Source organism: Bacteroides sp. HPS0048 (assembly GCF_964240755.1).
In the GTDB taxonomy this organism is placed as follows: Bacteria; Bacteroidota; Bacteroidia; order Bacteroidales; family Bacteroidaceae; genus Bacteroides; species Bacteroides nordii.
On the sequence record NZ_CAXSVC010000021.1, the window covers coordinates 85,383 to 110,405 of the forward strand.

The following is a 25,023-nucleotide window of genomic DNA, read 5'->3' on the forward strand; positions in this document are numbered from 1 at the left end:
ATGAAAGTTCTTTATTTTCATCAACATTTTACGGTTCCTACTCAGGCTGGAGGTACACGATCTTATGAATTGGCAAAACGGCTCGTTGAACGTGGACATTCGGTTTGCATGGTATGTGGTGAAACTGCAAAGTTGGACTTACCGCGCACTCAAATGAAAAATGTGCACAGAGGGATGGTAGATGGAATTGACGTGATACAAATAGCTTTGCCCTATTCGAATAAGGATGGGATAGCTAAAAGAGCATTAACGTTTATAAAGTTTGGCTGGAAAGGAGTACAAATCGCATTAAAAGAAGAGTACGATTTATTGTTTGCCACTTCAACGCCATTGACGGCTGGTATTCCGGGAATTGTGATGAAACTGTTCCGAAAGAAGAAATTTATATTCGAGGTACGCGATTTATGGCCGGAACTTCCTAAAGCATTGGGGATGAAGAATCCGCTACTTTTATGGGGAATGAGTGTTCTGGAATGGTTAAGTTATCATTATTCGGATGCTTGTGTGGGACTTTCACCGGGGATTTGTGAAGGTATTCGAAAGCGTAGTCAATCAGGAAAACGCATAGCTATGATACCCAACGGGTGCGATTTGGATATATTTAAACCTGCTCCAAGGGAGCTTTTGAAACTAAAGGGTATAAAACCAACAGACAAAGTTGCTGTATTTACAGGAGCACATGGAATTGCTAATGGGTTGGATGCGATATTGGATGCTGCAAATGAATTAAAAAATAGAGGCAGAAATGATATTGTATTGGCGTTTATCGGGGATGGAAAAATGAAACCTCATCTACAGGAACGGGTGGAAAGAGAAAAACTGGATAATTGTCGGTTTTATACCCCGATACCTAAGAAAGAATTAAATGCAATTGTTGCATCGGCAGATGTGGGGTTAATGGTATTGGCGAATGTTCCTGCATTTTACTATGGAACTTCACCTAATAAGTTTTTTGATTATATCTCATCGGGATTAGCTGTTTTGAATAATTATCCCGGTTGGTTGGCCGATATGATTGAAGAAAATGAATTGGGAGTAGTGGTACCACCGAATAATGCAAAAGCTTTTGCGGATGGTTTGATTAAGCTGGTAGATGATGATAATTATAGAATGAATGCCGGACAAAATGCAAGGAGATTTGCAGAAGCTAATTTCTCAAGAATAAAACTGGCTGATGATTTTGTATCGTTTCTTGAAGAAATTTCTTCGACAGATTAAGAGCCTGTTTAAATTTTCCTGAAATAATTTTATATAGGCTTTATCGACCTGTTTTGATTTTCTTTTCGGTCTATTTTCCCGTTTTTATTCGTCACATAGCCCGCTATGCTCCTCATAAAAACTGAAAAATACCCTCGAAAACAAATCTCAAAACAGTATCGAGCAAAATTTAAACAAGCTCTAATTTTTTAATTCTGGCTATAATATATGTATCGTTCTTTTTTGAAACGTTTAATTGACTTTAGTCTTGTTTTTTGTGCTTTGGTGATTTGCTTTCCTGTACTTTTCATTATTACCCTTTGGTTACATTTTGCTAATAAAGGTGCGGGTGTTTTCTTCTTGCAAAATCGTCCCGGCAGAGATGGCAAAATCTTCAAAGTTATAAAATTCAAAACCATGACGGATGAGCGTGATTTAAAAGGTAATCTTTTACCTGATGAACAGCGTCTGACAAAAGTTGGTAAGTTTGTCCGTTCTACTTCTATTGACGAATTACCCCAATTAATAAATGTACTAAAAGGAGATATGGCTTTGATAGGTCCTCGTCCTTTATTACCTCAATATTTACCTTTATACAGTAAAGAGCAAGCCCGACGTCACGAGGTTCGTCCGGGTATAACCGGTTGGGCACAGGTGAATGGTCGTAATGCCATCTCTTGGACGAAGAAGTTTGAACTGGATGTGTGGTATGTGGATCATTGTTCTTTTCTGTTGGATTTGAAGATCTTCCTCTTGACTATCAGGAAGGTTTTTGTTCGTGAAGGAATCAGTTCTGATACTTCTGTTACAATGGAACCTTTTACTGGAAATAATTAAACGAATGTATTTATACGGTGCAAGTGGTCATGCCAAAGTGATCATTGATATTTTAAAAGCTAATCATGAATCGATTGAAGCTTTGTTTGATGATGATGAGTCGCTTACTCATCTTCTTGATTATCCCGTACTACGTCCGTCGGAAGTCCGGGGACCGTTGATAATCAGTATCGGAAACAACAGGATACGCTCTAATATTGCGAAGATGTTGTCAGTAGAGTTCGGCCGGGCTATTCATCCGCTTTCTATTGTTTCACAAGTCGCAAACATTCATTTAGGTAGCGTTGTAATGCCGGGTGCCATTATTCAATCTTGTGTCAGTATTGGGAAGCATTGTATTATTAATACCGGTGCGTCAGTTGATCATGATTGTACAATAAGTGATTATGTACATATCGCTCCGCACTCTACACTTTGTGGCAATGTATATGTGGGCGAAGGTACGTTGATTGGTGCCGGATCTACAATAGCTCCAGGTGTGAAAATTGGTAGTTGGAGTGTGATAGGCGCTGGCTCTGTTGTAACCAAAGATATTCCGGATCATGTATTGGCGGTGGGTAATCGCTGTAAGATAATAAAGAACTTATAAATATAGAAATAAAATGAACAAGAGAATCTGGCTTTCGCTTGCTCACATGGGTGGCCGTGAGCAAGACTTTATAAAAGAGGCTTTTGATACGAACTGGGTTGTTCCTTTGGGACCTAACGTAGACGCTTTTGAAGAATCGCTAAGGCAATTCTTAGTTGACAATGGACAATTGACAATTGGCAGTGATAGAAGGGTTGTAGCATTGAGTGCCGGTACGGCCGCACTCCATTTAGGCTTGATTCTTCTTGGTGTAAAACCGGGAGATGAAGTGATTTGCCAAAGTTTCACTTTTGCTGCTTCTGCCAATCCCATTTCTTATCTGGAAGCAAAACCTGTGTTTGTAGATAGTGAGACGGATACCTGGAATATGGACCCCGTATTATTGGAGGAGGCTATCAAAGACCGTTTGAGAAAAACAGGAAAACTGCCGAAAGCAATTATTCCCGTGCATCTGTATGGTATGCCTGCCAAGATGGATGAGATTATGGAGATAGCCGGGCGTTATGATATCCCTGTATTAGAAGATGCTGCTGAAGCCTTAGGTTCGGAATTGAACGGGCGGAAATGCGGTACGTTTGGAGAATTGGCTGCACTTTCTTTCAATGGCAATAAGATGATCACTACTTCGGGTGGTGGTGCTTTGGTGTGTAAAACGGAAGAGGAAGCTAAACTTACAAAGTTTTATGCTACACAGGCTCGTGATGCCGCTCCGCATTATCAGCATACACATATTGGTTATAACTATCGTATGAGCAACATTTGTGCGGGTATTGGCCGTGGACAGATGTTTGTGCTGGAGGAACATGTGGCACGCAGACGGGCGATTCATGCTTTGTATACAGAGCTCTTTAAGAATATAGATGGGATAACTGTTATGGAAAACCCAGACAATAATTTCAATTCTAACTTTTGGCTGACTTGTATCCTGGTTGATCCTTCGATAGCAGGTAAAACCCGTGAGGATATCCGTCTGAAGCTGGATACAGAGAATATAGAGACCCGTCCGTTGTGGAAGCCGATGCATCTGCAACCGGTATTTAAGGATGCTCCTTTTTATGGAAACGGTACGAGTGAGCATTTGTTTGATATCGGTTTGTGTTTGCCTTCGGGACCTACGTTGACCGATGATGATATCAGAAGGGTAGTAGAAGTGATTGTAGGAATGTAGTAACTCCATTCTACATTATAAAAATAAAGTAATCTCCCGGTAGATCTGTAAAAAGAATCTGCCGGGAGATTTTTTTATTATTTGCAAAAATTAATATAGCCTTTTGGGGACTCTATTGTTGTTGTATTTCTTGTGTGATCGGCATTATACATAGAATTATTACGTGTTCGGACACGAAACTCGTTGTCTATTTTACTTTTTCTCTTTTAACCTAATCTGTTGATTCCGTCGTAGAAAGGAAAAAACTCTTTTATGTGAAAACGTTTTTTTTGATGAAATAAATCTCTGAATGATAATTTGATTATAATACTTCTGTTTTACTGTGAATTTAGATCAAAAAGTAGGATTTTTTAGACTAACGAATGTTATCTAAAACAAAAAAAAAGCAAATCAGAATAATGAGTCACATTTGTTTCTACATTTGCAAAGTTGTTTGTCTAACTACTTGTTTGTGTACGTTAGTGAACAAAAGAAAAACTCAGATGTTATGTTTATAGTAAAGTTGGTAAAAACGCGGCTTACTATACTACGAAGTTTAGAAAATAATATATAAAAAGATTGCTTATGTCACAGATTATCGGACATATCTCTCAGGTAATCGGACCTGTGGTTGATGTGTACTTTGAAACTACGGAAGCTGAGATTGTGTTGCCAAGTATACACGACGCATTGGAGATAAGAAGACCGAATGGCAAAATTCTGATTGTAGAGGTGCAGCAACACATTGGTGAAAATACGGTAAGAACCGTTGCAATGGATAGCACAGACGGACTGCAACGTGGTATGAAAGTATATCCGACAGGTGGCCCTATCACTATGCCGGTAGGTGAGCAAATTAAAGGACGACTTATGAATGTCGTTGGCGACTCTATTGATGGTATGAGAGAACTCAGCCGTAAAGGAGCCTATTCTATTCACCGTGATCCCCCTAAATTTGAAGATTTAACAACTGTACAGGAAGTACTCTATACAGGTATCAAAGTAATCGACTTGTTGGAGCCTTATTCAAAAGGTGGTAAGATTGGTTTGTTTGGTGGTGCCGGTGTGGGTAAAACGGTGCTTATTCAGGAGTTAATTAATAATATTGCTAAAAAGCATAACGGATTCTCTGTCTTTGCCGGAGTAGGAGAGCGTACGCGTGAGGGTAATGACTTGCTTCGTGAAATGATTGAGTCTGGAGTTATACGCTATGGAGAAGCTTTTAAGGAAAGCATGGAGAAGGGGCATTGGGATCTTTCGAAGGTGGACTATGAAGAAGTGGAGAAGTCGCAGGTATCTCTGGTGTTCGGTCAGATGAATGAACCGCCGGGCGCACGTGCTTCAGTAGCTTTATCGGGACTTACAGTAGCTGAGTCTTTCCGTGATATGCATTCGGGAGATGAAGGTCCGAAGGATATTCTGTTCTTTATTGATAATATTTTCCGTTTTACACAAGCAGGTTCTGAAGTATCAGCATTGTTGGGACGTATGCCTTCGGCAGTAGGTTATCAGCCGACTTTGGCTACGGAAATGGGAGCCATGCAGGAACGTATTACTTCAACCCGATATGGTTCTATTACTTCTGTACAGGCTGTATATGTACCGGCTGACGATTTGACTGACCCGGCACCGGCAACAACTTTTACGCATTTGGATGCAACAACCGTACTCGACCGTAAAATTACGGAATTGGGTATTTATCCGGCCGTAGACCCGTTGGCATCTACTTCTCGTATTCTTGATCCGCATATCGTAGGGCAGGAACATTATGAGGTGGCTCAAAGGGTAAAACAGATTCTTCAGCGTAATAAGGAATTACAGGATATTATCTCCATTCTGGGTATGGAGGAACTTTCGGATGAAGACCGTACAATTGTAAACCGTGCGCGTCGTGTGCAGAGATTCCTATCGCAACCTTTTGCTGTGGCTGAGCAGTTTACAGGAGTGCCGGGAGTGATGGTCTCTATAGAGGATACGATAAAGGGATTCCGTATGATTCTGGATGGTGAAGTTGATAATTTGCCGGAACAGGCTTTCTTGAATGTAGGTACAATAGAGGAGGCTATTGAGAAGGGTAAGCAGTTGCTTGAACAGGCAAATAAATAATTAAAAAATAATAGTTAATGAAAAGGCTGCATTTGAGTATTGTTTCTCCGGAAAAAGAGATATATAATGGGGAAGTGAATAGCGTGACGCTGCCCGGAGTTATAGGTTCGTTCACTATTCTGCCACAGCATGCTCCGATTGTCTCTTCTTTAAAGGAAGGAAAGTTGAGTTATGTGACGGAGGATAATGAAGAGTGTACGCTTGATATAGAAGGTGGTTTTGTAGAGATGAGTGATGAAACGGTTTCTGTGTGCATCTCCTGACAAGACAAAAATAAGATTAACAGAAAAACACAGCGATATAATAAGATGAACATTAGTTTAACGAAGCGTAAGTATTTGCTCTATCTTACGATCCTTACTCTCTTATTGAGTGGGGTGGGTGGTGTGACTTACTTCTCTTTGGTGCCCGAACATTATTTTGGAGGATATCCGTTAATTCCGATATACTTCTATATTTTTGGAGTATTTAATATTTATATGTTCGATGCTTGCAGGAGGTTTGCTCCGGACAAGATGTTGCTGCTGCATTTGGCTATGAAAGTGCTTAAAATGATTTTATCTGTTATAGTGCTTGTTGTTTATTGTATGGTAGTTAGAGAAGAGGCAGTGGCATTTATGCTTACTTTTATAGTGTACTATCTGCTGTATTTGATATTTGAGACAAGTTTCTTTGCCGGTTATGAACTGAATAAGAAACGACAAAAGAAAAATAAAACAAAAAATGAAACAGTTGCATAACATATTCACAGGATTACTCCTCATACTTGGGTTGCTGATTGCTTCTCCTGCAGTGGCGCAGGAAGATGATATTACCCCTCAGGAGCAAAAGGAGAACACAGTTGATGTGAAGAGCATAGTCTTTGGCCATATCGGAGACTCCTATGAGTGGCATATCACTACGTGGGGGGATACTCACATTACAATTCCATTGCCTGTGATTGTATACAGTTCTAATAGTGGCTGGCATTCATTTTTGTCTTCACGATTAGAAGAGAATGGAGGAACCTACGAAGGATTTTATATTGCTCCCGCAGGAAGCCGCTATGAGGGTAAAATAATAGAACATGATGCAGCTGGTGAGGAAATACGTCCATGGGATATTTCTATTACTAAAGTTACTTTGTCATTGTTGATAAACAGTGCTCTGTTGTTGATCATTATTTTGGGTGTGGCACATTGGTATCGTAAACGTGAACAGGGTGCAGCGGCACCAGGTGGTTTTGTAGGCTTTATGGAGATGTTTATCATGATGATACATGATGATGTAATAAAGAGTTGTGTAGGTCCTAATTATAAAAAATTTGCTCCTTATTTATTGACAGCTTTCTTCTTTATTTTCATTAATAATATTATGGGATTGATACCTTTCTTTCCCGGGGGAGCAAATGTAACAGGTAATATTGCCATAACAATGGTGCTGGCTATCTGTACTTTCCTTGCTGTAAATATCTTCGGATCCAAACATTACTGGAAAGATATTTTTTGGCCTGATGTACCCTGGTGGTTGAAAGTGCCTATACCGATGATGCCGTTTATTGAGTTTTTCGGTGTATTTACCAAACCATTTGCTTTGATGATCCGTCTGTTTGCAAATATGCTTTCGGGACATATGGCGATGTTGGTATTGACTTGTCTTATCTTTATCTCGGCAAGTATGGGGGCTGCTTTGAACGGTACGTTGACTGTTGCTTCTGTGTTGTTTAATATATTTATGAATGCACTTGAGTTGTTGGTGGCTTTTATTCAGGCTTATGTATTTACCATGTTGTCTGCTGTGTTTATCGGACTGGCGCAAGAGGGTGGAAAGTCGGAAGAAGCTACTGAATAAAAGTGAGTTTGACTAATCTGAATTTTAAATTAATAATATAAACCATTTTAAAACTGAAAATTATGTTACTATCAGTCTTATTACAAGCAGCCGCAGGTGCTGCTATCGGAAAATTGGGAGCAGCAATTGGAGCTGGTCTTGCCGTTATCGGTGCAGGTTTGGGTATTGGTAAAATCGGTGGCTCGGCAATGGAAGCTATTGCCCGTCAACCGGAAGCTTCAGGCGATATTCGTATGAATATGATTATTGCTGCTGCGCTGATAGAAGGTGTGGCTTTGTTGGCAGTAGTTGTTTGTCTGTTGGTATTCTTCTTGTAATTTACAATTAGACAATTTACAATTTACAATTTGCCATGCGGTTATGGCGTTGGCGATTGGTGATTTGTAAGTTGTATCTTGTAAATAGAAGAGTAGAGAGTATTAAATCGTAAATTGTAAATCGTCAACGTACCTATGTGTTAAAGGTCAGATAATGGTCATGACCGTAGGGAATAAATTGTAAATAAATTTATGTCATTGTTATTACCCGATAGTGGCCTGTTATTCTGGATGCTCCTCTCGTTTGGGATTGTGTTCGTTGTATTGGCAAAATATGGCTTTCCTATTATCGTCAAGATGGTGGATGGCCGTAAAACATACATCGACCAGTCTTTGGAGGTGGCAAGGGAAGCGAATGCCCAGTTGGCTAAACTCAAAGAACAGGGTGAAGCACTTGTGGTTGCCGCTAACAAGGAGCAGGGACGTATCTTGAAAGAGGCCATGCAGGAGCATGATAAAATAATTCACGAGGCCCGCAAAAAAGCAGAAGCCGCAGCTCAGAAAGAATTGGATGAGGTGAAGAAGCAGATTCAGATTGAAAAGGAGGAAGCTATTCGTGACATTCGTCGCCAGGTAGCTTTACTTTCAGTAGATATTGCCGAAAAGGTGATCCGTAAAAATCTGAATGAAGATAGTGAGCAGATGGCTATGATAGACCGGATGCTGGATGAAGTGTTGGACAGTAAGAATTAAGTGAAAGAGTATGGATATAGGAATTGTTTCAATGCGTTATGCCAAAGCACTGATTGAATATGCGAAGGAAAAGCATACGGAAGACGTGCTTTACAAAGAAATGAAAATGTTGTCGAAGAGCCTCAGTGCGGTTCCCCGTCTGAGGGAAGCTTTGGCAAATCCTGTTTTGAACATTCGGGAGAAGTATTCATTGATTTGTACGGCAGCTACCGGTGATAAAAATGTAAGCCGTGAGTTTTCACGTTTCATCACTTTGGTATTGAAAAACAACAGGGAACAGTTTCTGCAGTTTATCTGTTTATCTTTTCTGGATTTATACCGGAAGTTGAAACACATTGGAGTGGGTAGACTTACTACGGCAGTAGCGGTCAACAAAGAGACAGAAGAACGGATACGTAACTCTGCGGGGATGATTCTTCATGCCCAGATGGAACTGGAAACCGTGGTAGACCCGTCTATTGAAGGTGGTTTTATATTCGATGTCAATGATTATCGTCTTGATGCCAGTATAACTACCCAGCTGAAACGAGTGAAACAACAATTTATTGATAAGAACAGAAGAATCGTATAGGGATTTACGATTGGACGATTTACGATTTACGATTGAGAATACTTTGTGTTTAGATTGTAAGATCATGAATCGGACTAATATTAATCGTAAATCGTAAATCGTTAACGTTCCTATGTGTTAAAGATCAGATAATGGTCATGACCGTAGGGAATAAATCGTAAATCAAAGTTATGTCTGAAAATATAAAAGTAAGCGAAGTCTCCGATATCCTGCGCCGTCAGCTTGAAGGCATTGATACACGTGTGCAACTTGATGAGATAGGTACCGTGTTGCAGGTCAGTGATGGTGTGGCGCGTATCTATGGGTTGCGCAATGCCGAAGCGAATGAATTGCTGGAGTTTGACAATGGTATTAAAGCCATTGTGATGAATCTGGAAGAAGACAATGTAGGTGCTGTGTTATTAGGCCCTACAGATAGAATCAAAGAGGGCTATATCGTCAAACGTACCAAACGTATTGCTTCTATCCGTGTAGGAGAAGGCATGTTGGGGCGTGTTATTGATCCGTTGGGGGAACCACTGGATGGTAAAGGTACGATTGGAGGACAGTTGTATGAAATGCCACTGGAGCGTAAAGCGCCGGGAGTTATTTTTCGTCAGCCGGTAAATCAACCGTTGCAGACCGGGCTGAAAGCAGTTGATGCTATGATCCCTATCGGTCGTGGGCAACGTGAGTTGATTATTGGAGACCGTCAAACAGGTAAAACAGCCATTGCTATTGATACTATAATCAACCAGCGTGAGAATTATCTGGCCGGTAAACCTGTATATTGTATCTATGTTGCTATTGGACAGAAGGGCTCTACAGTTGCTTCAATCGTAAATACCTTACGTGAATATGGTGCAATGGATTACACGATTGTAGTTGCTGCTACGGCTGGTGATCCTGCTGCCTTGCAATATTTCTCACCATTCTCCGGTGCTGCTATCGGGGAGTATTTCCGTGATACCGGTCGGGATGCATTGGTGGTTTATGATGACCTTTCCAAACAGGCGGTTGCTTATCGTGAAGTTTCTCTGATTCTTCGTCGTCCGTCTGGTCGTGAAGCTTATCCGGGGGATATCTTCTATCTGCATTCACGTTTATTGGAGCGTGCTGCCAAGATTATTAATCAGGAGGAAGTAGCCCGCGAAATGAACGATCTTCCTGATAGTTTGAAAGGATTGGTAAAAGGGGGTGGGTCTTTGACTGCGTTACCGATTATCGAGACGCAAGCCGGTGACGTATCTGCTTATATTCCTACTAATGTGATTTCAATTACCGACGGACAGATTTTCCTTGATACTGATCTGTTTAACCAAGGTAATCGTCCGGCTATCAATGTAGGTATTTCTGTATCGCGTGTAGGAGGTAATGCACAGATTAAAGCCATGAAGAAGGTGGCTGGTACATTGAAGATTGACCAGGCACAATACCGGGAGTTGGAAGCGTTTACGAAGTTTAGTGGCGATATGGATCCTGTGACTGCTCATATTATCGATAAGGGACAGAAGAACACCCGTTTGCTTGTGCAGCCGCAGTATAGTCCGATGCCGGTAGAGAAACAAATTGCGATTTTGTATTGCGGTGTTCATGGGTTGTTGCGTAATGTTCCTCTTGATAAGGTAGAAGATTTTGAACGTAGTTTTCAGGAGAGCCTTGCCATTAATCATCAGGCAGATGTACTTGATGTACTCAAAACAGGTGTCATTGATGAAAATGTAGAGAAAGGTATCAGGGAAACAGCGGAGATGGTGGCTAAACAATTTATGTAGTAGTTAAGTAGTCAAGTAGTTAAGTAGTAAGTAGGATACTACTGCTGTATTTAACGCTAAACTATTTGCTACTTACTACTTGACTACTTAACTACTTCTCACTAACTATTTACTACTAACTTCTAACTACTAAAGAATATGGCTTCACTTAAAGAAGTAAAAACCAGAATAAATTCGGTACAGAGTACACGAAAGATCACTTCAGCAATGAAGATGGTGGCTTCTGCCAAATTGCATAAAGCACAGGGGGCCATTGAAAATATGTTGCCTTATCAAAGGCAGATGAATAAGATTTTACGTAACTTTCTTAGTGGCGAACTTTCGATAGAATCGCCTTACATCCAAGGAAGAGAGGTAAAACGCGTAGCTATTGTCATGTTCTCATCCAATAGTTCGTTGTGTGGAGCTTTCAATGCCAATGTTATTAAAATGTTTCTACATACAGTTGGAGAATATCGTAAACTGGGACAAGATAATATTTTTATTTATCCGGTTGGACGCAAGGTAGAAGAGGCTGTGAAGAAGATGGGGTTTGTTCCCAAAGGAAGTTATCAGCAGTTAGCGGATAAACCGACTTATCAGGAAGCAGCTGCACTGGCCGAACACCTGATGGAACTTTTTGTATCCAAAGAGATAGACCGGGTAGAGTTGATCTATCATCATTTTAAGTCGATGGGAGTGCAGGAGTTGCTTCGGGAACGTTATTTGCCTATTGATCTGACGCAAGTAGAGGAAGAGCATGAAGAAGATATAGAGGAAGATAAAGTGGTAAAGGATTATATCGTAGAACCTTCGAGAGAGCAATTTATAGCTGATCTTATTCCGAAGGTATTGAAACAGAAACTCTTTACGGCTGCAATGGACTCTAATGCATCTGAACATGCTGCTCGTACGTTGGCAATGCAGGTGGCTACGGACAATGCAAATGAACTGATTCAGGATCTGACGAAGCAATATAATAAGGGACGCCAGCAGGCTATTACGAATGAACTGCTGGATATAATAGGTGGATCGATGAAATAGTAAAAGAGACTGATTGATAAAAATAAAGAGCAATGTAACACAATCACATTGCTCTTTATTTTTATCAATAGGATTGACTCTGTATTTGTTTATTTACTTCTCTTGTTTCTTATTACTTCAATAACTCCTGGGAGTACGGATACTACAATAATCCCCAGGATGAGTAATTTCAGGTTTTCCTGAACAAAAGGCAGGCCACCAAAGAAATAGCCTGCATAGATGAAGATTACTACCCATATTATACCTCCGGTTACATTAAAGACAGAAAAATGCCTGTAGTTCATATGTCCCATACCTGCCACAAAAGGAGCGAAGGTACGTACTATTGGTACAAAACGGGCTAAGATAATTGTTTTTCCTCCGTACTTCTCATAGAAGCCGTGTGTCTTTTCCAGATAGCTTTGTTTGAATATTTTGGAGTCCCGGTTACTGAATAATTTCTCTCCAAAAAAACGTCCTATCAGATAGTTGGACGAATCTCCAAGGATGGCTGCCAGTATTAATGCCAGTGCCATTATATGTACATTAATATTGTTTGTAGGGAGTGAGCCCAATGCACCGGCTACAAACAGTAGTGAGTCACCCGGAAGGAACGGAGTAACAACTAACCCTGTTTCACAAAAGATAATCAGGAATAAGATAGCATATACCCATATTCCATATTGAGCTATAAGTTCTGCTAAATGGACATCGATATGTAAAATGAAATCGATAATAAACTGAATAAAGTCCATAAGAATTGTGTTTTATAAATGATGTCTGCAAAGATAGGGATAGCTTTGTGAAATGAAATTGCATACTGTATTACATTCCTGTTTCATTTATATTAATATTTTCTTACTGTAGGGGCAGGGGTACTGTAAATTTCAGTATCTTTGACGGAAAAACTATATACATGGAAACCAATTTCGAAATACAACTTGCCTGGCAGTTTATAGAAAATACTGGTACCCACCTGTTTCTTACCGGAAAAGCCGGAACCGGAAAGACTACATTTCTCAGAGAGTTGAAAGCAAAATCGCCCAAACGTATGGTAGTTGTAGCACCTACCGGGATTGCTGCTATCAATGCCGGTGGAGTGACAATACACTCTTTCTTCCAGCTTCCTTTTGCACCTTATGTGCCCGATACAAAGTTTATGTCGGCACAAACTTTTCATAAATTCGGAAAAGAGAAGATCAACATTATACGTAGCCTGGATCTGTTGGTGATTGATGAAGTCAGTATGGTACGTGCTGATCTGCTGGATGCTATCGATGCAGTACTGCGGCAATATCGTGACCGCCATAAACCTTTTGGCGGTGTACAAATCCTGATGATCGGAGACTTACAGCAGTTGGCTCCTGTGGTGAAAGAAGAAGATTGGCAATTGTTGAGTCCGTATTATGATACTGCTTTCTTTTTTGGTAGCCGCACGTTGAAAGAGACAGAATATGTCACGATTGAATTGAAAAAAGTATATCGTCAGAGTGATACCACTTTTTTGAATCTTTTGAATAAGATACGGGAGAATACAGCGGATGAGTCAGTACTTGCCGAACTCAACAAACGTTATCTTCCCGGTTTTCGTCCCAGGGAAGAAGAGGGTTATATCCGTTTGACTACTCATAATTATCAGGCTCAGCAGTATAATGACCGCCAGCTGACAGCGTTGCCGGGACAGTCTTATCGTTTTCGTGCAAAGACGGAAGGTACATTCCCTGAGTCTGCTTATCCTGCCGATGAAATATTGACGGTGAAGAAAGGGGCCCAGATTATGTTTATCAAGAATGATTCTTCGGGTGAACATCGGTTTTATAATGGTAAGATCGGGTTGGTGACAGACGTATGTAAAGATGGCATTAGGGTGCGTGGTAATGGAGATGCAGAATCTTTTCTTTTAGAGACTGAGGAGTGGACAAATAGTAAATATACCTTGAACCCCGTAACGAAAGAGATAACAGAAGAGGTAGAGGGACGTTTCCGGCAGTATCCTGTTCGTTTGGCATGGGCCATCACTATCCATAAGAGCCAGGGGCTTACTTTTGAGCGGGCTATCATTGATGCGAATGCTTCCTTTGCTCATGGACAAGTGTATGTGGCATTGAGTCGTTGTAAAAGCCTGGAGGGATTGGTGTTGGGTTCTCCGCTTAGACAAGAGGCAATAATCAGTGATGATACAATTGATCACTTTACCCGTGAGGTAGAAGCGTTGTCTCCGGATCGGCAGAAGTTGAATAAGTTGCAACGCCAGTATTTTTATGAATTACTTTGCGAGCAGTTTGACTTTCATTCGTTGGAACGGCATTTTGCATTGGTGCTTCGCTTGTTGGATGAACATCTTTATCGCCTTTATCCCAAGTTGTTGGAACGATACAAAGGAGCTTATGAGTTATATAAAGCAAACATAACGAAGGTAGGAGATACTTTTCGAATCCAGTATACAGATTTGGTGAATGCGACAGATGATTATGTGGGTGATCGGCAATTACAGAGCCGTTTAATATCCGGTGCCCGTTATTTTAGAGAAAAATTGGAGGAGATAGTCTTTCCTTTGGTCTCTGAAACCAAAATACAGACAGATAATAAAGAGGTAAAGAAGAAAATCACCGAGGCCTTGGGTGTGTTGCGGGTGGCATTGCATGTGAAAAAGGGAACTCTGACCTCAACAGAGGAACATGGCTTTTCCGTATCAACCTATTTGAAACAGAAAGCTATATTGACGATCACAGAAGAGAATGGCGAGGGGAGACGAGAGAGAGGAGAAGGAAAGAGGGAGAGAGGAGGACAGAGAGCCGATAAGATAGAAGTTCCTACCGATATTCTTCATCCTGAGCTCTATAAACAATTGATAGCCTGGCGAAACTCAGAAGCCGCACAGGCAGGAGTTCCTGTGTATACAATAATCCAACAGAAAGCCATATTAGGTATTGTCAATTTGTTGCCGGTGGACGTGACCTCTCTGGTTCGTATTCCTTATTTTGGAAAGAAAGGCGCCGAGAAATATGGGGATGTATTACTGAATATGGTGAATAACTATGTGAAAGAGAACAATGTGGAACGTCCTGAGATGCCAGAGGCCCCTAAGAAAAAGATAAAAGAGGAGGTGGTTGCCACAAAGCCGGATGCAACAGTGATAGTTAAAACTCCTAAGCAAGACACGAAAGAGGTGAGCTTCTCTATGTTCCGTCAAGGCATGAACATTGAGGAGATCGCTAAGGCCCGTGAATTGGTAACCGGTACGATAGCCGGACATTTGGAACATTATGTACGTTCGGGAGTAATTAGAATTAATGATCTGGTCCCACAAGAGAAGGTTGATAAAATAACACAGTATCTACAACAACACGCCGATGCCCCAAGCATTACGCTTATAAAAGCAGGCTTAGGCGATGACGTGTCGTATGCAGATATCCGGTTGGTGATGGCCTCGTTGTCTAAAGCATAATTTTTGAATAATTTCTTTGTTAAGATATAACGTCTTAGTTCTTTATTATTACCTTTGAGGATTGTTCAACCAAAATATTGATATTATGAAAAATACTACTATTCTATTATTGTTTTTGTGTTGTATGTATCCTGTTTATATGCAGGCTCAAACGGAATTCTCACAGACTGGTACACAATGGAAAACAAATTATTTCAGTTATGGAGGTTGGCGTGATAAGTATGTAGATGTCGATTGCTTTTATGAATTAGGAGGAGACACGCTACTCGGAGATAAAAACTGCAAGAAACTGTATATGAATGAGGCGTTAATTGGAGCCTTTCTGGAAGAAGATCGTAAAGTGTGGTATTATCCGTTTCAGGAATATACAAATGATCCGGAGAGATTACTATTGTATGATTTCTCTAAAGAAAAAGGAGACAAGATTGAATCATACGTTATACCTTGGAATACTGGAGGTAATTTGTCTGATTTAGGTTTTCCTGGTAATATTGTAACATTGACAGTGGAGAATGTTTACTTTGAAAGTGGACGGAAAGTGATGGAAATCAGCTCTAATTATAGTAATGGAGATATTTGGATTGAAGGTATTGGGAGTACATTAGGTTTTTGGGGCGCTGATTTAGCGATTCCAACTGATGGTAGTAATACGAGTACAAGCCTTGTACAAGTACTTGCTTCGGATAAATCCGCTCTTTATCATAGTGGTCAGGTCGTTGATCCTAATTATCAATCCACTTTTCTTAAACCAGGTAAGACTTGGGAGATTCAGAATCCCAAGAATAATATCGATAAAATAACCATTGGGAATCCTCAGTTGATAAATAATTATCCAAGTTATCCGGTTTATAAAAATGGGTATCATTATGATGGTGGTTATTTATATGATGTGAATGGAGTAATTTATTGGACTTTTAATAGTCGAAGCGGCCTTACTTTGGCTTATGATTATTCTCTCTATAACTTTAATCATTCTGTCGGTAAGCAGGTTTATCTTTGTACACGGCTTTATCGTACAGAAGTATATTACGCACCTTCCGGATATAGTCCTTATAAAGTGATACAGGCAGACATGATACAATGTATGGGGAAATCACTGAAACGTGTTGTGTTAGAGGGAGATATTAAACATGTGTGGCTGGAAGATGTGGGATCATTGAATCTATTACTTTATTTAGACAATTCCGGTTATTATCTGGATGCTCCGCAGTATAAGTTGCTACGTTGTTATACGGGAGATGAAATGATCTATGACTGTTCGGACTTTCCCGATGGAATAGAAGAGGCGGTTCTTTCTGCGCCTACTTATTCGATTATCGATAATCAGCTGATTGTAAAAGACGGAGATGGATATCGTCTTTCATTATATGATCCTTTCGGAGTTGAAGTGTATAATCAAGTTATTTCTGATATGGAAGAATCAATTCCCCTTCCAGTACATCCTGCCACAATACTGATTGGGCGGTTACAGAAAGGGGATATAGTTGTCTCTTTCAAAATAGGAGAAGCAGGAAAATAAAACGATGATTTACCTTTTGCACAAAGCACGGAAGTCGCAGTATTCGCAGACTTTCGTGTTTTCTGTTTGGGTAAAGGGCGTTTCATTCCCAAAGATTTCTTCCAACAGAGTTTGTAACCGTTCCCGGAATTCGTCTTCAAAGAAGGCAAAGTTATTGACTGGTATCTTTGGCTTCCGAGGTTCGCCCATTTCGATAACTGGAGAATAGTTTTCATTAGCAGCCCGGTGAATATAGAGTAGGGCAGGAGCTACTTTCAGGGACTGCTGCCTGCTCATGATGGCTGCATACAAAAAGGTCTGAAAGATATAATTCGGTCTTCCTTCGGCGGGAGTGAACAGTTGTTCAATGTTTGTTGGTGTTTTGGGACTTCCTCCTGTTTTGTAATCAACAATACGAAGTGTATCACCTTTGCAATCCATGCGGTCGATCGTTCCGCCTATCCGTATCTTTATCGGACTTTCAGGAGTATTTACTGTCACTTCTTCCTGTACCTTTTTTTCCATACCTACCATAGAGAAAGGTGCATATTGCAGGTCATTGCGTAACAGTTGCCGAAGATATGAGCCTATTACCTTGGAGTTTATCAGTTGCACTCCATTGTATTCCGGTCGTTCGTTGAGATCAACATGGAAGAATTCTTCTTTGAAGGCACAATCTACGTATCCTTGCAAACGAACGTCATCACGTAGAAGGCGTTCTAAATCTTCTTTTCTTATCTCTTTGCCGTTAGCACTTAAATCACCGTAAGCAAGTTCCGCTGAACGGTGGAAAATAGTACCAAACAGGGCTGAGTCTATTTCCGCACTTACCTCATCGGGAGTTTTTAGCCCGGCTACATAGCGATAATAAAAACGCAGGCGACAATCCAGGTAGGCATTGAGCGCCGATGGAGAGAGAGCAAATGCTTTTTGATTAGATTCGAAGTTGTATGTATTGCGGAGGCGATTCAATATTTCCGGTGTTTTTTCAATACAGATATCACGGCTGCTTTGTGGTGACTGACCGGCTTCAAGAAATTCCCGGCTGATGTCGTGTGGCCATTCAACAAGGAACTGTAACATAAAACGTGACCATTCTCCGCGGTTCAAGCCGTCTGACGAAGTGTTATATACCAATGTTACAGTTTCTGCCCGCTGTATAAGGCGATAGAAGTAATAAGCATATACTGCATTCTTGTGTTCGATGGTTGTCATACCAAAAGCCTTACGGAGATTGTAAGGGATGAAGGAAGACTCACCGCTGGACTTAGGCAATTGCCCTTCGTTGAGTGAAAGCATGATGAGGTTACGGAAGTCAAGATTACGGGTTTCGAGTACTCCCATTACCTGCATGCCGATAGCCGGTTCACCGTGGAATGGGATATTAGTTGCATTCAGGATACGACTAAGCAGGCGCTTCAAAGTATCGATACGTATTTGTAACTCTCCGTTCTCAATCAGGTTGAGCAGGCGATTTACCATTGTGTAGCTCTTGAACAATGACTCACGATAGAGTTGATTAAAAATATCATCCTGCTCCGATTTCTGGCGATAGAGGGTAGATACTTCTTTCAGTAACTCTGTGATGTAAAGACAGATTGCCCGGATACCACTTCTTGGGGTGAAGAGCAGTGATAGAAAATCATCCTGCTTCAGTTCTGTAGGCAGAGGATAGAAGCGGTTGGTCTTTGTCAGTTCACGTTCCAGTGGTTCAGCTTTGAGAGAGATTTGGCGGGTATAGGGATGCTTTAGTACGGCCTGTACGGTATCATAGCTGTAACGACCAGTCTCAGAATGATAACCGGTTGTTTGCAACTCAACGACAGCATTGATAAAACTATAAACCGGGGTCTGTGCCAATGGGAATCCCATGGTGATATTGACGTTTTTTACTTCTGACGGAATAGAGTGCAGGACAGGAAGTAATAAAGATTCATTGCAAAGTACTACTGCGTTTTCTTTTTCTTCGCAAGGCTTTTCTTGAAGATCTTTGTTTAACAATGTATCTCTGACCCATTCCGGAAGATAACGTGCCTGGGCATTTTCTGTGGGAGAAGAAATGAAACGTACTTTCTTGGGATAACGCAGACAATCGAATACAGTTTCGGGAAGTTCATTCGGAAACTTCTCCAGATTACGGAGAATAAACTCGCCTGCTTCATGTCTTTGCTGGGGCAGACGGGTGTAAAACAAATCATAGTCCCAATAGAAAAGTGCTTTGCCTGCCTCTTGTAGTAGAGAGAAGAAGCGGGTTTCCACTTTGTTGAGCACATTAAAACCTACGAATACATATTTGTCATACCGCAAAGCATTCGTATCAAGTGCTTCAATGACATTGCGGTAGAGCATTCCTTCGTAAGCAATGCCTAAAGAGGCAAGTTGTGAACGATAATTCCGATAAATGTCCCCAAGCTTGTCCCAAAGAGAAATAAATTTCTCTTTCAGTTTGGTATGTTTTTCTATGGAGAAGTTCTGGAAAAATTGACGAATAGCATCCTCCTGTTCTTTATCCAGAAAGTCGAAATCATCCATAATATTTTTCAGATCCTGCAGATTGGTAAAGAGTTTATCTGCATCTACAAGATTTTTGTCTACATCGTCAAAGTCGCTGATAAGTAGTTCACCCCAAAAGTAGAAGTCGTCCAGAGATTCTTCACTTTTTGTCCCTTCACGAAAAATCTTATACAACTCACACACCAACCGGATGGGATCTCCCAGTTTCTGATCGGACAGTTGCTGGAACAATTCGCTAATGCTGACATAAGCAGGAGACCAGATAGGATGATCGGATTGTGAAGCCAAATGTTCGTTGAAGAACAAGCTGGCACGTTTGTTGGGGAAAACGATTGCTACACGTGATAAATCGTTTCCTATTTTGCTATGAAGGTCTTGAGCGACCAGTTGGAGAAATGTTTTCATACTTTATGATATAACGATTTTAGTTTCGTACGCAAATAATGCTCAAGGGCCAATGCTTTGCCGACAGCTTTCATTACTCAAATACGGCACTTTAGTAATTATTGCATTCTGAAAACTACCGGAATAGAATATTTCACAGCCACCGGTTTGCCTTGCTGTGTTCCCGGTGTCCACTTAGGCATATGGCTGACAACGCGTAATGCCTCCTTGTCAAGATAAGGATCAACGGACCGGACTACCTTGGGATCAGTGACATTACCTTCTTTGTCGATGATAATTTGAATGATTACCCGGCCGGATATGCCTATGTCTCCTTGTGCTATGGGGCCTTCATATTTTATGTTTCGGGCCAGATATTCCATCAAGGCTTTGGTACCTCCGGGAAATTCCGGCATATTGTCACAGGCGGACACATACGCTTCGTTGTCCTCAGGAACTTCTCCTTCGATGGGCTCTTCGTCTATTACGACCAGTGTATCTATTGCCGTGCTATCTTGTAAATTGCATGGAATTTCTCCCACCATTGGTATAGAAGGCGGTGCTGAAACATCTTTAATATTCGGAGTATCGATTTTTAAGGCTATATCTCCTTCCATCTCCATACAGATTGTTTCCGTTGTATCAGTTTCGGCAATACTGTCGTAAGTAGAAATATGATCCGGTTTCTTCGGACTTGTACACGATGTCAGTGGTGCTGTTGCCACCAATCCTGCAGATATACCTAACACTGTGATTGCTTTTCCTGCCATTCTTTTCCGTTCCAACTGTTGTTCCAGATAACGGACTTCCGCTTCACATTTGGGGCATGTGCCTAAGCACTCGCCTTGATATTGGCATTCGGAAGTGATGAATTCAATATCATTCGCTTCGGCTATTTGCCGGCGGATCTCTTTTAAAATCCTGCAAGTCTGTTTTCCTCGTTTCATAAGCATTATCTGTATTTAAGTTCGGTAGGTAAACCGATCGAAATCGGACAATCCGATTTCTTTCAGTTGATGTATACTGTTCTCTATATATGTTTCCGTATTGTATGACGGGATGTGAGGAACGCGAACAGTGATTTGTTTCGCTTTTCCTTGTATCACCAACCAACGGAGATTCTCGATGACACGCGTATTACTTTTCCCGGTATATGTTTCGTAACGATCATTATTCATGTCTTTAATATCGACGATATAACGGTCGACCACCGGTAATAATCTTTCTATATCCTCTTGTGGCACGTTCAGAGATGTTTCAATGGTTATTTTCCATCCGGTGCCGCAGAGTCTCCTGAATTCACTGATAAAGTTACTTTGCAGTGCCGGTTCTCCACCTCCGAATGTAACACCTCCATGGGTAGCAAGGAAGTACAGTTCGTCTATTTTAACTTCTTCATAGAGCTGTTCACAGTCATATTGTTTCCAGACTCCCTCTTGGGCAAATGATTGGGGATTCAGGCAATATTTGCAACGTAGGGGACATCCGTGGAATGCTACGAGTGTTGTCACCCCTTCACCGTCTGTGGTAAGCCGATGTCTGCTGATGCCTATCAGAGCTGCTGTTTTCATCTCTCTTGCTATCAATTGCGTACTTTCTCTATTTTACCTTCGTCTACATACCACAGATAACCGCTGATATTGCTGTATCCCATCTTCGTCAGTAATTGCATGTATCCCTGCACCTGCTTGTTGTACTTTTTGTTCGGTTTACCAAATTTGAAGTCCACTACCACTACTTGCCCGTTCAGCATCATTACCCTGTCCGGTCGGCGGGTTTGCAATACTCCGTCTTCTTTATATATAATGGCACATTCATTGAACAATTGCCAACGTCCCGAGTACCATTCTTGTATTTCGGGCATGGAGAAAGCCTTATGAGTCACTTCCCGTATCTCTTCTTCCACTTTGCGACTACCGATAACGCCTTCGAAGATCAGTCTTTCTATGGCCGTATCAATGTCTTTTTCCATTTCAATAGCCGAGAACAGGGTATGTAGCAAGCGTCCACGGTTGATAAAACGGTCTTCCGACTCTTCTTCCTCAATTCCTTTGATGAAGTCCGCTGAGCGATTGGATTGCCGGAACTCTATCTCATGCCGCATGGACTCCATTCTGACCGGCAGTTTCTCTGCTTTCCGGGTAAGCTTGTTGGCAGATATTTTTTTCTTCTCTTCCGAAGAGGGACAAAGTTCTCCTTGTTCATAGGGTTCTTCTCCGTCCCATTCTGTCCCATTTCTGCGCGCTACTTCTGGTAGGGCTGCAGTGAGTAATTCCGACATTGTATTGCGTTGTCCTTTTCGACTCCATACTATCAGATTTTTTCCGGCACGGGTAAAGGCTACGTAAAGCAGATTCAGATTATCCACCCATAGTTGCAGGCGTTCTTGCAGGTAGTCTTCCCGGTATACGGATTCCGCCATCTGTGTAGAGTAGTTGACGGGGACGATATCAAGCTCGTTGAATGGTGCTGCTGCCGGAGTACACCACACGAGCTGATTATTGGTCTCATTTTCCATTTTCCAGTCACAGAAAGGCAGGAGTACTGTGTGAAACTCCAGTCCTTTCGACTTATGGATTGAGAAGATACGGATTCCTTCTATCTCTCCACTGGGAATAGTCTTGTTGCATAATGTTTCCTCCCAGAAGTGGATAAAACTATCCAACTCAGAAGAATTACTTTGCAGATAGTCTGTTACAGCATCAAAGAAAGCAAACAGGTAAGCATCCTGAGCACTGATACGGTTCATTTCGAAGATACTGAATAGCTCTTCCAGCAACTCATAAAGAGGCATTAACCTTAGAGTCTTTATGTTTTCAATAAAAGCCTCCGGCAGTAACTCTTTAGGGGTTCCTGTAAGTAATGCATCCAATTCCCCTTTAAAATCTTTAATCTTTAATTGGTAATTCATAATTAGTGAGGCCCTTGCTATCCGGTTTTCCGGATCAGAAAGGTAGCGTAGTGCATCTATCATCATACAGATGGCAAGTGAAGCATCCAGCCGGAAGGCTTCATCAGATACAATTTTGTATTGCAGTGTTTTGTCAAAATAATCTGCAATGCGGGGGATACTTTTATTTTTGCGGACAAGAATGGCAATATCGTTCTGTTTCACTCCTGAGTTCAGCAACTGTTCCACTTCTTCACCCAGGCTTATAAGTGTTTTTTCTGTGTAGTCATGCTCTTCATCCGGTTCAAGGAAAGAGACTTTGACGTATCCCATCTGTTTCTCTTTAGGAGATTCTTGTGCTACGTCTGAATAGGCTTTTTGCAATGCTTCACAGTCGCTGCTCAATTCATTCTTATACAGAGTGTTCAGGTACTCTACTGCTGCTGTAAATAGTTCGTTGTTAAACCGTATGACATTCGTTTCGCTTCTTCGGTTGATCTTTAGTGTTTCCACACGAATCGGAAAGTGTTCTATCCGGTCATTCAATCCGTTAAGTATTCCCCAGTCACCATTTCTCCAACGATAAATAGATTGTTTCACATCGCCTACTATCAAACTGTCGGCTCCCTGGGAGAGTCCTTCCAATAATAACAATTTGAAATTTCCCCATTGCATCCGGCTGGTATCCTGAAACTCATCTATCATTACGTTTCGGATATTCGTTCCTATCTTTTCGAATACAAAAGAAGAGTCACCGTCTTTGACCAACTGGTGGAGTAGGGCATTGGTATCTGATAATAGAAAGCGGTTATTTTCCCGGTTCAGTTGGCGTACTTCTTCGTCTATATTGGCCAGTAGCTGCACTTTGTTGAGATGCTGCATGGAGAGCCGGCAACTGTTTACGATCTTGTTATTCCTGGAACGGAATTTCTCTGCTTCGTTCAGCAAAGGCATCAGACTGTCGGCAGCTAAACGAAGTATATCTTCATAACGCGGAGAGGTTTTTGCTGCCCAGTTCTTCTCATCACTCAAACATTTTTCTACCGTTGTATTACGGATATCATCACCAAGTATCCCATTATTGAGTTTTCGAAAATAGCTTCCTATTCCGCGCGAACCATTCTTCAGATCGTCTGCAGTTAATGCATGTCCGTCCAGTTCTCCTTCAAACTGATCGTAGAAGCCTTTCATTTGTTCAAGGGCTTCCGTCTCCATTTCCTTTAGTTCACGACGGTAGTTTTTTATAATTTCCGGATTTTCAATCAGCTTTTGCCGAAGTCCTTCCCCCTTTTCTATGTATCCTTCGTCGAATATATTGCGGCCAAAACTTTTCACTTCTTCCGACACATTCCAGCGTTTATCATCTGCAATACGTTCATCGATATAATTCAGTAACCAGGCAAGCACGGGAGAGGTAGGGGCCAGTTTTTCAATCATGCTGTCTACTGCATCACTCAGCACTTCGCTGTTGTTCAGTTCGATATTCAGATTGGGGCTTAGCTCAAGTTCGCGTGCCAGGTTACGCATCACAGACTGAAAGAAAGAGTCTATTGTTTCTACACGAAAACGACTGTAATCGTGTAACATATAGCTAAGAGCTATTCCGGCCGATTTTCGTATTTCATCAGTTTGCTTTCCCGTTTCTTCTATGATCCGTTTCAGGTAAGCATCAGAATCCGGATCTTCAGTCCAAATACCATAAAGCTGGCTGAGAATACGTTCTTTCATTTCGGCCGTAGCTTTATTCGTAAAGGTCACAGCAAGTATTTGGCGGTAGGCACGCGGATTAAGAATAAGTAGTTTGATGTATTCTACAGCAAGCGTAAAAGTCTTCCCGGAGCCGGCAGAGGCTTTATATACTAAGAGTTCCATGTAGTTTTGATTTGTAGGCAAAGATAATACAAACTGAGTGCAGAATAAAATGAAAGAGTTTATTTTTTATGTGAAGGTGCAGCTTATTTTTGCTATGGGATGCCTCTAAACGATATTATTGTCCTTACCCGGTGTTGTGCTTTGTCTTTCTCGAAAAGGAACATTCTTTTTCTCGGTGCCCTGTTTTGTTTTACATGTACATGTTATACTGTTCCACATGTACATGTCATACTGTCCCACATGCACATGTCGTACTGCTTTACATGTACATCTAAAACAACGTTGTCTACCGGGACTCAGGGCCGACGCATTAAATAAATTACTATTGCATATGTACTTTTCTTATTGTTATTTAATTGAATATTAATTGTTTA

At 41.2% G+C, this 25,023-nt stretch carries 20 protein-coding genes; 15 read left to right on the top strand and 5 right to left on the bottom strand.

The window, feature by feature from the left end; all coding sequences use genetic code 11:
• The 13 genes from ACESQI_RS16235 to ACESQI_RS16295 all read left to right on the top strand — a co-directional run bounded on the left by ACESQI_RS16235 (window position 1) and on the right by ACESQI_RS16295 (window position 12,064).
• Window positions 1-1,218: a glycosyltransferase family 4 protein gene (locus ACESQI_RS16235; protein ID WP_278512885.1), complete on the top strand. Its 1,218-nt coding sequence runs from the start codon at window positions 1-3 to the stop codon at window positions 1,216-1,218.
• 207 nt (window positions 1,219-1,425) lie between these two features.
• Entirely contained in the window at window positions 1,426-2,034 is a 609-nt protein-coding gene (locus ACESQI_RS16240; protein WP_373126563.1) for a sugar transferase, read from the top strand.
• A gap of 4 nt (window positions 2,035-2,038) precedes the next feature.
• A complete protein-coding gene (locus tag ACESQI_RS16245; RefSeq protein WP_002560662.1) occupies window positions 2,039-2,623 on the top strand; it encodes an acetyltransferase in 585 nt (194 codons plus the stop codon).
• A gap of 13 nt (window positions 2,624-2,636) precedes the next feature.
• Window positions 2,637-3,791, top strand: coding sequence for a DegT/DnrJ/EryC1/StrS aminotransferase family protein (locus ACESQI_RS16250; protein WP_007485218.1), 1,155 nt, complete (start codon window positions 2,637-2,639; stop codon window positions 3,789-3,791).
• A gap of 564 nt (window positions 3,792-4,355) precedes the next feature.
• Window positions 4,356-5,876 carry a F0F1 ATP synthase subunit beta gene (gene atpD / locus ACESQI_RS16255; protein WP_002560660.1) on the top strand — a complete coding sequence of 507 codons (1,521 nt, stop codon included), beginning with the start codon at window positions 4,356-4,358 and terminating at the stop codon, window positions 5,874-5,876.
• A gap of 17 nt (window positions 5,877-5,893) precedes the next feature.
• Entirely contained in the window at window positions 5,894-6,139 is a 246-nt protein-coding gene (atpC, locus tag ACESQI_RS16260) for an ATP synthase F1 subunit epsilon (RefSeq protein WP_002560659.1), read from the top strand.
• 45 nt (window positions 6,140-6,184) lie between these two features.
• Complete coding sequence (locus ACESQI_RS16265) at window positions 6,185-6,616, top strand: hypothetical protein (protein WP_195660065.1); 432 nt, start codon at window positions 6,185-6,187, stop codon at window positions 6,614-6,616.
• On the top strand, window positions 6,600-7,706 hold the full coding sequence (gene atpB / locus ACESQI_RS16270) for a F0F1 ATP synthase subunit A (protein ID WP_373126564.1): 1,107 nt from the start codon (window positions 6,600-6,602) through the stop codon (window positions 7,704-7,706). Before ACESQI_RS16265 ends, atpB begins: the two co-directional genes overlap by 17 nt.
• 62 nt (window positions 7,707-7,768) lie before the next feature.
• On the top strand, window positions 7,769-8,023 hold the full coding sequence (gene atpE / locus ACESQI_RS16275; RefSeq protein WP_002560656.1) for an ATP synthase F0 subunit C: 255 nt from the start codon (window positions 7,769-7,771) through the stop codon (window positions 8,021-8,023).
• 192 nt (window positions 8,024-8,215) lie between these two features.
• Window positions 8,216-8,716, top strand: coding sequence for a F0F1 ATP synthase subunit B (gene atpF / locus ACESQI_RS16280; protein ID WP_373126565.1), 501 nt, complete (start codon window positions 8,216-8,218; stop codon window positions 8,714-8,716).
• Window positions 8,717-8,726: 10 nt separating this feature from the next.
• Entirely contained in the window at window positions 8,727-9,287 is a 561-nt protein-coding gene (locus ACESQI_RS16285) for a F0F1 ATP synthase subunit delta (protein ID WP_234130017.1), read from the top strand.
• Window positions 9,288-9,457: 170 nt separating this feature from the next.
• Window positions 9,458-11,041, top strand: coding sequence for a F0F1 ATP synthase subunit alpha (gene atpA, locus ACESQI_RS16290; RefSeq protein ID WP_195349907.1), 1,584 nt, complete (start codon window positions 9,458-9,460; stop codon window positions 11,039-11,041).
• Window positions 11,042-11,179: 138 nt separating this feature from the next.
• Window positions 11,180-12,064 carry a F0F1 ATP synthase subunit gamma gene (locus ACESQI_RS16295; RefSeq protein ID WP_002560652.1) on the top strand — a complete coding sequence of 295 codons (885 nt, stop codon included), beginning with the start codon at window positions 11,180-11,182 and terminating at the stop codon, window positions 12,062-12,064.
• An 89-nt stretch (window positions 12,065-12,153) separates the two neighbouring features.
• On the opposite strand, the gene ACESQI_RS16300 is transcribed toward ACESQI_RS16295, so the two are convergent.
• On the bottom strand, window positions 12,154-12,789 hold the full coding sequence (locus ACESQI_RS16300; protein ID WP_196811942.1) for a DedA family protein: 636 nt from the start codon (window positions 12,787-12,789) through the stop codon (window positions 12,154-12,156).
• A 170-nt stretch (window positions 12,790-12,959) separates the two neighbouring features.
• Here ACESQI_RS16300 and ACESQI_RS16305 point away from each other — a divergent pair, with 170 nt between their 5' ends.
• Window positions 12,960-15,491: a helix-turn-helix domain-containing protein gene (locus ACESQI_RS16305; RefSeq protein ID WP_373126566.1), complete on the top strand. Its 2,532-nt coding sequence runs from the start codon at window positions 12,960-12,962 to the stop codon at window positions 15,489-15,491.
• Window positions 15,492-15,576: 85 nt separating this feature from the next.
• A complete protein-coding gene (locus tag ACESQI_RS16310) occupies window positions 15,577-17,010 on the top strand; it encodes a hypothetical protein (protein WP_373126567.1) in 1,434 nt (477 codons plus the stop codon).
• A 9-nt stretch (window positions 17,011-17,019) separates the two neighbouring features.
• On the opposite strand, the gene ACESQI_RS16315 is transcribed toward ACESQI_RS16310, so the two are convergent.
• The 4 genes from ACESQI_RS16315 to ACESQI_RS16330 form a co-directional block, all read right to left on the bottom strand.
• Window positions 17,020-19,908 (bottom strand): PD-(D/E)XK nuclease family protein, encoded by a 2,889-nt coding sequence (locus ACESQI_RS16315; RefSeq protein ID WP_373126568.1) that lies wholly within the window; start codon window positions 19,906-19,908, stop codon window positions 17,020-17,022.
• Between the two features lie 98 nt (window positions 19,909-20,006).
• Window positions 20,007-20,834, bottom strand: coding sequence for an energy transducer TonB (locus ACESQI_RS16320; RefSeq protein ID WP_025867230.1), 828 nt, complete (start codon window positions 20,832-20,834; stop codon window positions 20,007-20,009).
• A gap of 15 nt (window positions 20,835-20,849) precedes the next feature.
• Entirely contained in the window at window positions 20,850-21,458 is a 609-nt protein-coding gene (locus tag ACESQI_RS16325; protein ID WP_373126569.1) for a radical SAM protein, read from the bottom strand.
• 11 nt (window positions 21,459-21,469) lie between these two features.
• Window positions 21,470-24,649 (bottom strand): UvrD-helicase domain-containing protein, encoded by a 3,180-nt coding sequence (locus ACESQI_RS16330; protein ID WP_373126570.1) that lies wholly within the window; start codon window positions 24,647-24,649, stop codon window positions 21,470-21,472.
• Window positions 24,650-25,023 lie beyond the last annotated feature (374 nt).